At 65.0% G+C, this 10,983-nt stretch carries 11 protein-coding genes; 4 read left to right on the plus strand and 7 right to left on the minus strand.

Annotation, left to right across the window (positions count from 1 at the left end; translation table 11 throughout):
- The first annotated feature begins 65 nt into the window (after positions 1 to 65).
- From BRAS3843_RS27540 to BRAS3843_RS27555, 4 genes are all read left to right on the plus strand, one after another.
- Complete coding sequence (locus BRAS3843_RS27540) at positions 66 to 815, plus strand: CBS domain-containing protein (protein WP_008972404.1); 750 nt, start codon at positions 66 to 68, stop codon at positions 813 to 815.
- Positions 812 to 1,129, plus strand: coding sequence for a c-type cytochrome (locus tag BRAS3843_RS27545; protein WP_008972405.1), 318 nt, complete (start codon positions 812 to 814; stop codon positions 1,127 to 1,129). The genes BRAS3843_RS27540 and BRAS3843_RS27545 overlap by 4 nt, the downstream gene beginning before the upstream one ends.
- A 298-nt stretch (positions 1,130 to 1,427) precedes the next feature.
- Positions 1,428 to 2,810 carry a PAS domain S-box protein gene (locus tag BRAS3843_RS27550; RefSeq protein WP_008972406.1) on the plus strand — a complete coding sequence of 461 codons (1,383 nt, stop codon included), beginning with the start codon at positions 1,428 to 1,430 and terminating at the stop codon, positions 2,808 to 2,810.
- Positions 2,785 to 3,165 (plus strand): response regulator, encoded by a 381-nt coding sequence (locus BRAS3843_RS27555; protein ID WP_008972407.1) that lies wholly within the window; start codon positions 2,785 to 2,787, stop codon positions 3,163 to 3,165. The genes BRAS3843_RS27550 and BRAS3843_RS27555 overlap by 26 nt, the downstream gene beginning before the upstream one ends.
- 50 nt (positions 3,166 to 3,215) lie before the next feature.
- Here the strand turns inward: BRAS3843_RS27555 and BRAS3843_RS27560 are convergent, their stop codons facing one another.
- From BRAS3843_RS27560 to BRAS3843_RS27590, 7 genes are all read right to left on the minus strand, one after another.
- Positions 3,216 to 5,177: an acetyl-CoA carboxylase biotin carboxylase subunit gene (locus tag BRAS3843_RS27560; RefSeq protein ID WP_008972408.1), complete on the minus strand. Its 1,962-nt coding sequence runs from the start codon at positions 5,175 to 5,177 to the stop codon at positions 3,216 to 3,218.
- Positions 5,178 to 5,191: 14 nt separating this feature from the next.
- On the minus strand, positions 5,192 to 6,808 hold the full coding sequence (locus BRAS3843_RS27565) for an acyl-CoA carboxylase subunit beta (RefSeq protein WP_008972409.1): 1,617 nt from the start codon (positions 6,806 to 6,808) through the stop codon (positions 5,192 to 5,194).
- 135 nt (positions 6,809 to 6,943) lie between these two features.
- Complete coding sequence (locus BRAS3843_RS27570; protein WP_008972410.1) at positions 6,944 to 7,810, minus strand: 3-keto-5-aminohexanoate cleavage protein; 867 nt, start codon at positions 7,808 to 7,810, stop codon at positions 6,944 to 6,946.
- Between the two features lie 79 nt (positions 7,811 to 7,889).
- A complete protein-coding gene (locus tag BRAS3843_RS27575; RefSeq protein ID WP_008972411.1) occupies positions 7,890 to 8,693 on the minus strand; it encodes a helix-turn-helix domain-containing protein in 804 nt (267 codons plus the stop codon).
- A gap of 142 nt (positions 8,694 to 8,835) precedes the next feature.
- Positions 8,836 to 9,492 (minus strand): glutathione S-transferase family protein, encoded by a 657-nt coding sequence (locus BRAS3843_RS27580; protein WP_008972412.1) that lies wholly within the window; start codon positions 9,490 to 9,492, stop codon positions 8,836 to 8,838.
- The gene (locus tag BRAS3843_RS27585) at positions 9,492 to 10,661 is read right to left on the minus strand and encodes an acyl-CoA dehydrogenase family protein (RefSeq protein ID WP_008972413.1); all 1,170 of its coding nucleotides are present in this window, start codon (positions 10,659 to 10,661) and stop codon (positions 9,492 to 9,494) included. Before BRAS3843_RS27585 ends, BRAS3843_RS27580 begins: the two co-directional genes overlap by 1 nt.
- A gap of 122 nt (positions 10,662 to 10,783) precedes the next feature.
- Positions 10,784 to 10,983, minus strand: a 200-nt coding sequence (locus BRAS3843_RS27590) for an acyl-CoA dehydrogenase family protein (protein WP_277996494.1), incomplete at its 5' end; no start/stop codon positions are given.

Genomic DNA, 10,983 nt, shown 5'->3' on the forward strand with positions numbered 1-10,983 from the left:
AGCCAGGCGAGGCGGCATTCGCTATCGATGACGTCCCATCAATCAGCCGAGATGAGAGTGGCCAAATGCGTGCCCATCAGATCATGAGCCGATCGGTCATCACGGTCACGCCCGGGACTCCGATCGTGGAAGCGGCCAAGGTCATGCTGCGCAATCACATCGGCGCGCTGCCGGTGGTGGATACAGGGGGAAAGCTGGTCGGCATCGTCACCGACGGCGATTTCATCCGACGCGCCGAAATCGGCACCGCGCGCAAGCGCGGCCGCTGGCTCGGCCTGCTGGTCGGGCGTGGACGCATCAATGCCGATTTCATCCGCTCCCACGGCCGGGCCGTCTGCGAAATCATGACACCGGATCCGGTGACCGTGAGCGAGAATGCGACGCTGCCCGAAATCGTCGGATTGATGGAAAGAAAGCACGTCAAGCGCCTGCCTGTGGTCAGCGGCGATCGGCTGGTCGGCATCGTGAGCTATCGCGACTTCGTCCAGGCCATCACGGATCTTGCCACCGAGCTTCCCGGCCCGACACCGAGCGACGACATCCTGCGCGGCCGGATTCTCGATGCACTGGACCGGGCGGCCTGCTCGATCCGGCGCGTCAATGTCGTGGTGCGCGACAGCATCGCCTCGCTGAATGGTGCGGTCCGCGACGCCAAGGAACGGCAGGCGGCGGTGGTCGCGGCCAAGAGCGTGGCCGGCATCAAGGACGTCCGCGACTACATGTGGGTCTACCCGCCGCCGGAGGAGGATTTCGGCGGCGGCGACCTCGTCTCGCTGCAGGAGGAGCCGTCAACCGACGACGATCAGCCGCTGTGAGCGCGACGTCCAAGCCAGTGGCGGCTCTCGCGGTGATCGCCTCGCTTGCCCTGAACGGAGTAGCGACGGCTCAGGACCTTGATCACGGGTTGCGGCTCGCCGAGCGCTGGTGCGCCGCGTGTCACGCCGTCGCCGACAAACCGACCAAGTTCCGCCGCGCTCCGCCCTTTGTCGCGATCGCGACCAAGGACACTGTGAATCTCGAGACGCTGACCGCGTTTCTGTTGCTACCGCACGCGACCATGTCGAATGTACCGCTCAGCCGACAAGACGCCGCCGACCTTGCCGCCTATATCATGTCGTTGAAGAACTAAGCCGAGCAACCGGGGCCCAATCGTCACCGGGTGGTTGTGCACCAAATCTCCTGTTCCACGGAACCTTGCGGCTCCCAATGCGTTTGGTGTCAGTTCACGGGAGGCGGCCGGCGCCTGCCCGTGATTTCGCGCCAGCAAACGACCGACGGAATCGGAGTAACCAGCCGACGCTCGCTGCCGAAAATTAACGATGAACAACAGCAGACGGGACGCAGCGCCTTGCATTTGAGTACAAATGAGTCGTTACTCGTGGTAGCGGGATCCGCTTCGTTCTCTGATCCACCAAGGAGCCTGCGACGTGCACGGTAAGACCGGCGCCCCGTCCGCACTATCCCTCCCCGACCAATCCGCGGCCTATCTGGCTGCCATCGTGAACGCGTCCGCCGATGCCATCCTCGGCACCTCTTTGGATGGCGAGATCAAGAGCTGGAACGCAGCCTGCGAACGCCTGTTCGGCGGCTCTGCAACCGACATGGTCGGACGATCCGTTTTCGACATGGTTCCGCGTGAATTGCTGGCGGAAGAGAAAGCGCTTCGTGAACGCATCGCGGCCGGGGACTCCATCGAGATTTTGGAGACGGTCCGGCTGACCAAGGACGGCCGGCCGATCGAGGTCGCAATCACGCTCTCGCCGATTTACGCGCCCGCCGGCGAGATCATCGGGATCTCCAGCATCATTCGCGACATCAGTCGGGCCAAGCAGGCCGAACGAAGCGCGGCGATGCTGGCGGCCATCGTTGCCTCCTCCTCGGACGGGGTCGTCAGCAAAACGCTGGAAGGCGTCGTGACCAGCTGGAACAGGAGCGCCGAGCGCATCTTCGGCTATTCGGAAGCCGAGATGCTGAACGAGTCGATCCGCCGCATCATTCCGCCGGAGCGTCAGATCGAAGAGGACCGCATCCTTGCCACCGTCGTGGCCGGAGAGGTGATCGACAGTTTCGAGACCGTTCGTGTCAAGAAAGACGGCACGCCGATCGATGTCTCCGTCACCGTGTCACCGGTGCGGGATTCGGCCGGGCGCATCGTCGGCGCATCCAAGATCGTCCGCGACATCACCGAAACGCGGCAGACCAAGCAGCAGCTTCACGTGCTGCTTGCCGAGGTCAATCATCGCAGCAAGAACCTGCTGTCGCTGGTGCAGGCGATCGCAAGGCAGATGACGCGCCATGGTCAGCAGCTCGACCTAGAGCGCTTCCTCGAACGTCTGCAGGCGATCGCAAGCAACCAGGATCTTCTGATCCAGAACGATTGGCGCTTTATTCCCCTGACCGACCTGATCCGCTCGCAGCTGCGCAGCTTCAGCGATTTCATCGGAAGCCGAATTTCGATCACGGGCCCCTATATCGAGCTGCCCCCGGAAGCCGCGCAATCGATCGGCATGGCCGTTCATGAGCTTGCGACCAACGCCGCCAAATATGGCGCGCTCTCGGATGATCATGGCCGCATCGACGTGAGCTGGGCGAGCGAGGGCGGTACGTTCCGCATGAGCTGGATCGAGACGGGAGGCCCCACCGTGTCGCCGCCTGCCCGCTCCGGCTTCGGCAGCAGGGTCATCTCCGACATGGTCAGGCTGAGCCTGGACGCCACGGTGGATGTCCTGTTCCCGCCGGAGGGACTGCGTTGGCAGATCGCCTGTCAATTGGAGCGTGTCAGCCGTGGCAGGCCCGATGCGCGCCAATGACAGAGCCCGTATCCTGATCGTCGAGGACGATCCGCTGATCGGCTTCGATCTTGCCGTCGAATTGGAGCATGCCGGCTTTGCGGTGGTCGGCGTCGCACCGAGCGTGGCCAAGGCGTTGACGCTGTTCGAACAGCACGGCTGCGACCTGGCGATTCTCGATGTCAATCTCGGGCGCGAGACGTCGGCTCCCATCGCCAGCATGCTGGCGGCCGCCCACGTCCCCTTCATCGGCGTGACCGGATATCTGGTCGATCAATGTCCGCCGGAATTTTCCGCCGTACCCCTGCTCTCGAAGCCGTTCCAGACGACGCGGCTGGTGGCCGAATTGAGACGACAGCTGTCCACGCAGAGCTAAGGCTTTAGCGGCGCGGTTCAGGCATCGTCCGCCGTTTGTTCGACATCGGCCTATGACAGCGCAGCGATCTCGATCACGATCCGCCCTGTCGTCACCTGCTCACCCTCGGTAACCTCGATCGCGGCAACCGTGCCGGCGATCCCGGATGCATGGACGTGCTCCATCTTCATGGCTTCAAGGGTCAGCACTGGTTGGCCAGCGGCGACGCGCTCGCCGGCCCTGACCAGCACGGCGACCACGCGGCCATTCAGTGCGGCGCGCACCTTGCCATCGCCGCCGGCATTTGCGGCTGATTGCGGCGCGGCAAGGCTCGCATCGCGGACCGTCATCGTGGTGGCGCGACGCTGCACATAGAGCCTGTCATCCGCGCGGAGAAAGACGGCACTGTCGGTCACGCCATCGGCGCGGAAGCGGATGAGCGCGCCGTCAAGCTCGTCGATCTCGATGCGATGCGTCTCGCCGTCACGATTGACCAGATAGGCGCCGTCACGTTCGCGCAGGAGCTCACACTCCTGCAACTGGCCGTCGATGTCGAAGCGCAGCGGCGTCGGGAACGATGCGGCCAGCGAACGGCCGGCGCGCCACGCCCGCGCGCAAGCATGGCTCACATGGAGCAGCAGTGCGCAAAGGGTGATATCCGCAAGGCTCGCGGCCGGCGCGACCAACTCGTTCCGATGCGTGCCGATGAAGGCGGTGGTCGCCGCCCCTCCTGCGAACGCCCGGTGACGCAGGCAGGCCATCAGGAACGCGCGGTTGGTGGTGACACCCAGCGCGACCGCCTGCTCCAGGCCGCAGATCAGCTTCGCGCGCGCCTCTTCTCGTGTTGCCCCATAGCCGATCAGCTTGGCGATCATCGAATCGTAATAGGGCGAAATCTCCGTGCCCGATTGCAGCGCGTGCTCGACGCGGACGCTGTCCGGCATCTGCCATAGCGCCATCCGGCCGGACTGCGGCATGAAATCGCGGCCGGCATCTTCAGCGCAAAGCCGCACCTCGATGGCGTGACCGGACCAGTGCACATCCTCCTGCCGGAGCGGCAGCGGCGCGCCCGCCGCGACACGGAGCTGGAGCTCGACCAGGTCGAGACCGGTGATCGCCTCGGTCACGGGATGCTCGACCTGCAGGCGGGTGTTCATCTCCATGAAATAGAACTGGCCATCGGAATCGAGCAGGAATTCCAGTGTGCCGGCACCCTCATAACCGAGCGCTTTGACGGCCTGAACCGCAACCGCGCCCATCCGTGCCCGCAGCTCCGGCGTCACCGCCGGCGAGGGCGCCTCCTCGACCAACTTCTGATGCCGACGCTGCACCGAGCAGTCGCGCTCGCCGAGATGGATCGCGTTGCCATGGTGGTCGCCGAACACCTGGATCTCGATGTGGCGTGGATTGTCGATCGCCTTTTCCAGGATGACGGTGCCATCGCCGAACGCCGCGGCGGCCTCGGAGCGGGCGCTGCGCAGCATGTCGGGGAATGTCTTGATGTCGCGCACCAGCCGCATGCCGCGGCCGCCACCACCGGCGACCGCCTTGATCATCACGGGAAAGCCGATCCGCTTGGCCTCGGCCAGCATGATGTCGTCGCGCTGATCCTCGCCCTGATAGCCGGGCACGCAGGGCACGCCGGCCGCCTGCATCAGCGCCTTCGCACCGGCCTTGTTGCCCATCGATCTGATCGCGTCCGCCGACGGGCCGATGAACACGAGACCTGCGTCGTTGCAGGCCTGCGCGAACTCCGCATTCTCCGCCAGGAAGCCGTAGCCGGGATGAACCGCATCGGCGCCGGTCGCCTGCGCAGCCCCGATGATGGCCGCGATGTTCAGGTAGGATTGCGCCGGTGGCGCTTCGCCGATGCGCACGGCCTGATCGGCCTGCCGCACGTGCAGCGCGTCACGATCGGCGTCCGAATAGACCGCAACCACGCCAAACCCAAGCCGCCGCGCCGTCCTGATAATGCGCAGCGCGATCTCGCCGCGATTGGCGATCAGGATCTTGTGGAACGGCGTGCGCTGCATCGTCTTGCCTTCGCTCATGGCCGCGCCACCGAGAACTGCATGGCCTGCGGGGTTCGTGCCTCTGCCTCTCGGCAGATCGCGAGCACTTCGGCCAGCACCGCGCGGGTGTCGCGCGGATCGATGACACCATCGTCGAGCACGCGCGCCGAGGTCGCGAACACATCCATCTGGCTGTCGAACACGCCCACGATCTGCGCCTTCAAAGCTTCGAGCTTGTCCCTCTCGACCGGCTTGCCGCGACGCGCCGCGGCCGCTTCGGTCACGATCGCCATCGTCTCCGCCGCCTGCTCGCCGCCCATCACCGCAGTCTTGGCGTTCGGCCAGGAGAAGCAGAAGCGCGGATGAAAGCCCCAGCCGCACATGCCGTAATTGCCGGCGCCAAACGAGGCGCCGCAATAGATCGTGATCTGCGGCACGGTCGCCGACGTCACCGCCTGGATCATCTTGGAGCCGTGCTTGATCATGCCGGCTTCCTCATAGGCGCGGCCGACGATGTAGCCGGTGGTGTTGTTGAGATAGAGAATCGGCGTGCGGCTCTGGCAGCAGGCCTGGATGAAATGGGTGGCCTTGTTGGCGCCGGCCGGATCGAGTGGGCCGTTGTTGGTAACGATGCCGATCGCCTGTCCCTCGATGCGAGCGTGGCCGCAGACCGTGGCGGGACCGTAATTCGGTCCCATCTCGACGAAATCGGAATCATCGACGATCCGCGCGATCACCTGGCGCATGTCGACCGGGCGCTTGTGATCCATCGGCATGATGCCGAGCAGCTCCTCCTGATCATAGCGCGGCGGCTTGATGTCGGGTGTCTGCTGCGCTGGCCGTTCCCATCGCAGCGCCGCCATGATCTCGCGCGCGATCCGCAGCGCATCGCGATCGTCTTCGGCCAGGTAGTCACCAAGCCCCGAGATCGAGGTGTGCATCTCGGCGCCGCCGAGCTCCTCTTCGGTCGCGATCTCGCCGGTTGCAGCCTTCAAGAGTGGCGGCCCCGCCAGGAAGGCGCGGGTGCGGCCGCGGACCATCACGATGTAGTCGGAGAGGCCGGTCTGATAGGCGCCGCCCGCGGTCGATGAGCCGTGCGTCACCGTGACGACGGGAAGCCCGGCCGCCGACAGCCGCGCCAGATTGCGGAAGATGTTGCCGCCGCGAATGAAATCCTCGACCCGGTAGCGCAGGAGGTTGGCGCCGGCGCTTTCGACCAGCTGCACGTAAGGCAGCTTGTTTTCGAGCGCGAGCTCCTGCACCCGCAAGGTCTTGTCCAGGCCATATGGCTGCAGCGCGCCGGCATCGATGCCGGCATCATTGGCCGAGACCATGCATCGCACGCCCGAGACGAAGCCGATGCCGGCGATGAGCCCGCCGCCCGGCACGCTCTTGGCCGCATCCGGCACGTCGAACATGTAGCCGGCAAGCGTCGAGAGCTCCAGGAACGGCGTGCCGGGATCGAGCACCAGCGCAACGCGCTCGCGCGGCAACAGCTGGCCACGCGCATGGAAGCGCTCCTTCGCGCCGGCGGACGCCTGGCGCGTGCGCGTCTCGAGCTCGCGGAGCCGCGCGATCAGGGCCAGCATGCCATCGCGATTGGACTGGAACGCGGCGCTGTGAGGGGAGACTGTGTTGTCGATGGTGGCCATGGATGACTTTGCTTTGCTCCGTCATTCCGGGGCGCGTCGAAGACGCGAACACGGAATCCAGAAACTATGCGGCTCGAGATTCCGGGTTCAGCCCGCGTCTTACGCGCGGGCTGCCCCGGAATGACGGCTTCGCCGTCAATTCACTGTCCCAAAAATCTGCCGCGCCTCGGCCGGTGTCGCGATCTCGCGGCCTGCGCGACGGGCCAGCGCTGCGATCGCCTCGATCAGCTGGCCGTTCGATGTCACCTTGCTGCCGTCGGCGAGATAGAACGCGTCCTCGAGTCCGGTACGAAGGTGGCCACCGAGTTCGGCGCAGCGCTGATGCAAGGGCCAGATCTCGGCACGGCCGATCGCGGTCACCTGCCAATGCGCCTCCGGCCGCTTGAGCCTGATGAGGATCGGCAGCAACTCGGGATCTGCGGGCATGCCGGAGGCAACGCCCATCACGAAGTTATATTCGAGCGGCCCGGAATACATGCCCGTCTGGTAGTACATCCCGACGCAGCGCACGATGCCGACATCGAAGCACTCGAACTCAGGAATCGTGTTCACGTCCTTCATCGCATCGAGATAATCCTGAATCTTCTCGACCGAATTGTCGAACATCATCGGCGGCCAGGCCCAGCTGTTGTCAGCCTTCACCTTCAGATAGTTCAGCGAGCCGGCGTTGCAGGCCGCGATCTCGGGTCGGGTCTCACGGATGCAGGCGAGTGCCCCTTCGTAGTGCGGCCCGGAGACGCCCGAGGTGTGATTGATGATGACGCCGGGGCAGGCCTCCCGGATCGCCTGCTGGATCTCGCGCGACACTGTAACGTCCCAGGACGGCAGATGCCCCTTGCCGGGCGCTTGCTGGCGCAGATGGATATGCATGATGCTGGCGCCGGCCTCGAAGGCGCGCCGGGCTTCCGCGGCCATTTCCTCCGGCGTGACCGGAACGTGGTGCTGCCTGGGATCGGTGAGCACGCCGTTCAGCGCGCAGGTGATGACGGCTTTGTCGCTCATGCCATGCCTTGAATGATTGTCGGAGGTCGCGAGCTACGACCGCCGGCATCATGCGAAGGCAACTACGTCGCTGCTTGCGTCAACGCGCTGCCACCAAGTCAGCGGTCTCGCCGCTGCGATAGATCGCCAGATCACGCGAGCCGGAAAAGATCGCGCGCGGTTTCAGACCGTAGAAGCGGCGGATCGAATGGCTGAAATGAGTCGAATCGGGATAGCCGATGTCCTGCGCGAGATGCGCAAGGTTCAGGTCCTGATTGGCGAAGTTGAGCAGGTGGCGCGCGCGTTTCCAGGCGCGGAACGCGCGGAAGGAGATGTCGGTCTCCTCCTTGAACAGATGCAGGAAGCGCGAGGTGGAGAGGCCAACGGCCGCGGCACAGCTCTCGGCGGTGGCCGGCTCGCCCGAGAAGCGGCTGATCAGCGCGATCGCCTTGACGACGCGCGGATCGAGCTTGCGCTGCGGCAGGGCTTCGCCAAGGCAGAGGCGGTCGAAGATGGCGCTGGTGACATCGCCGCTCAGCGGCCGCTGCACCAGCTCTTCATAGGCGGCGCGGATGCGACAGGCATAGGCCACAGCATCCCTGGTGATCCGCATGGCCAATCGATCGAGCGTACCGACCGGCACGCTCTCCGGCTCGATCGTGACCACGATGACGGTGCGGTAGTCGCTTTCGATGGTGTGCTGCAGGTTCGGCGCGACGACGAGCAGCTCGCCGCGCTGCTCCGCGGCCTGCTCGGGCATCAGCCGCAGGCCACCGTTCAGCGCAACATAGACGTGGAAAGCCCCGGAGCAGCGCTGCCGCGGGCGGCCAAGCAGCCCGGCATAGAAGACGCGATCAGGCGTGATCAGCATCAGATGGCCGGAGTCCCGGCGGGTCAAATCCATGGCATTCCTCCTGAGGGCACGGCTCTCTCGGCCGCTTCGATTGGGGAAGACCATAGCGCAAATCCCGCCGCTGTCATCGGCGGGAAATGTCAATTTTCGAGGCGGTTAATCGCCGGAATCACGGTGCCCAAAAAGCCCGCATTCACTCCCTGATCCGCGGCTTCACGCCCTGCGCGATCCCGGCCCGCCGCTCGGCCTCGCGGGCGCGCTGGTAGCCGTCGCGCGCCTGCAGCCGCGCCCAGTACGCCGCGACGTTTGGGCCGAACTCTCCGGAGAGACCGATGCTGTCGGCCAGCCGCAAGGCGTAGCCGATCACGATATCGGCCGCGGTGAAGCGCCCCGCGCACAAGGTTTCAGCATTGCCGGAAGCGGCCTCGACCGCGCGCAGGCGGCCCAGGAACCATTTGGCATAGTCGGTCACGACCTGCGGCGATCGCCGCTCCTCCGGCTCCAACTGGCTGTACCTGAGCACCAATGTCTGGGGGAAGGTCAGGGTCGCGTCGGAGAAATACATCCAATTCAGGAATGCGCCGTAGGCCGGCTCGCCGGGATCGACCATCAGCGGCGTCGGGCCGTATTTGACGCCGAGATAGTGGCAGATGCCGGATGACTCGGTCATCCTGGTCTCGCCGTCGATCATCAGCGGAATCGTACCCAGCGGATTCAGGGCCAGATACTCCTTCGCCAGCACCCGCGGCGGGAACGGCAGCATCTTCAACTCATAAGCGAGGCCGAGCTCCTCCAGCATCCACAGCGGGCGAAACGAGCGGGCGCCGTCGCAATGGTACAGCGTGATCATCAGGCGTCCCCCCTTTTCGCGAGGCCCGGCAATGTGCCCATCATCTTGCATAGGATGGTCAGCATCACCTCGTCCGCGCCGCCGCCGATCGAGGCGAGGCGGGTGTCGCGATAGGCGCGGCTGACCGGCGTCTCGTTCATGAAGCCCATGCCGCCCCAATATTGCAAGCACGCGTCGGTGAGCTCGCGGCCGAGCCGGCCGGCCTTCAATTTTGCCATGGTCGCGAGACGCGTGACATCCTCGCCCGCGATCAGCGCCTCGGCGGCCCGATAGGTCAGCGCGCGCAACAGCTCCACCTCGGTCTGCATCTCCGCGAGCTTGAAATGGACAACCTGGTTATCGAGGATGCTGCGGCCGAAGGCCTTGCGGTTGCGGGTATACTCAATCGTCTCGTCGATGATGACTTCATGCGCCTTCAGGCAGGCTGCCGCCGCCCACAGCCGCTCCTCCTGGAACTGCATCATCTGATAGGTGAAGCCTTCGCCCTCCGCGCCGATGCGGTTGCGCTTCGGCACGCGGACATCGTCGAAGAAGATCTGCGCGGTGTCGGAGGAGCGCATGCCCATCTTGTCGAGCTTGCGCGCGACCTGCACGCCCTTGGTCTTCATCGGCACGCAGATCAGCGACTTGTTGCGATGGACCGGGCCGTCACTGGTGTTGGCGAGCAGGCAGATGAAATCCGCCTGCGCGCCGTTGGTGATCCACATCTTGCCGCCGTTGATGACGTAATCGTCGCCGTCGGAGCGCGCGGCCGTCTTGATCGAGGCGACGTCCGAGCCCGCGCCGGGCTCGGAGACGCCGATGCAGGCCACATAGTCCCCCGCGATCGCCGGCGCCAGGAACTCCTTCCGCACCTCGTCGGAGCCGAACCGCGCCAAGGCCGGCGTGGCCATGTCGGTCTGCACCCCGATCGCCATCGGGATTGCGCCGCATCGGATAGCACCGAGCTCCTCGGCCATCATCAGCGCGTAGGAATAATCCAGCCCCTGCCCACCATAGTCGACCGGCTTGTTGAGCCCGAGAAAGCCGAGACTCCCAAGCTTCTTGAACAGCTCATGCGCGGGAAAGATGCCGGCGTCCTCCCATTCATCGACGTGAGGATTGATCTCGGCGGCGATGAATTTCTGCAAGGCGCGGCGGGCTTCGTCGTGGTCGGCGGTGAAGAGCATGTTTCTTCCTTGTCATTCCGGGGCGCTCGCGACAGCGAGCGAACCCGGAATCTCGACGTGGTGGACTCATCTCTGGATTCCGGGTTCGCGTCTACGACGCGCCCCGGAATGACGGGTTACAATCACAATCCCATCTGGCGGCTGGCTAGGTCCTTCATGATCTCCTCGGTGCCGCCGCCGATCGCGTTGACCTTGACCTCGCGGTAGATGCGCTCGACCTTGACGCCGCGCATATAGCCGGCGCCACCGAAGATCTGTACCGCCTCCGAGGCGCAATACGCCATGGTCTGCGTCGCCTGATTCTTCATCATGCAGATCTCGG

It is taken from the genome of Bradyrhizobium sp. STM 3843 (assembly GCF_000239815.1).
Lineage (GTDB): Bacteria > Pseudomonadota > Alphaproteobacteria > Rhizobiales > Xanthobacteraceae > Bradyrhizobium.

Bases quoted from the DNA above. Each gene is read 5' to 3' on its own strand.
- BRAS3843_RS27540 (WP_008972404.1), top strand. From the start codon at position 66: ATGCGTGCCCATCAGATCATGAGCCGATCGGTCATCACGGTCACGCCC.
- BRAS3843_RS27560 (WP_008972408.1), bottom strand. From the start codon at position 5,177: ATGCAGCGCACGCCGTTCCACAAGATCCTGATCGCCAATCGCGGCGAG.
- BRAS3843_RS27565 (WP_008972409.1), bottom strand. From the start codon at position 6,808: ATGGCCACCATCGACAACACAGTCTCCCCTCACAGCGCCGCGTTCCAG.
- BRAS3843_RS27570 (WP_008972410.1), bottom strand. From the start codon at position 7,810: ATGAGCGACAAAGCCGTCATCACCTGCGCGCTGAACGGCGTGCTCACC.
- BRAS3843_RS27575 (WP_008972411.1), bottom strand. From the start codon at position 8,693: ATGGATTTGACCCGCCGGGACTCCGGCCATCTGATGCTGATCACGCCT.
- BRAS3843_RS27580 (WP_008972412.1), bottom strand. From the start codon at position 9,492: ATGATCACGCTGTACCATTGCGACGGCGCCCGCTCGTTTCGCCCGCTG.
- BRAS3843_RS27585 (WP_008972413.1), bottom strand. From the start codon at position 10,661: ATGCTCTTCACCGCCGACCACGACGAAGCCCGCCGCGCCTTGCAGAAA.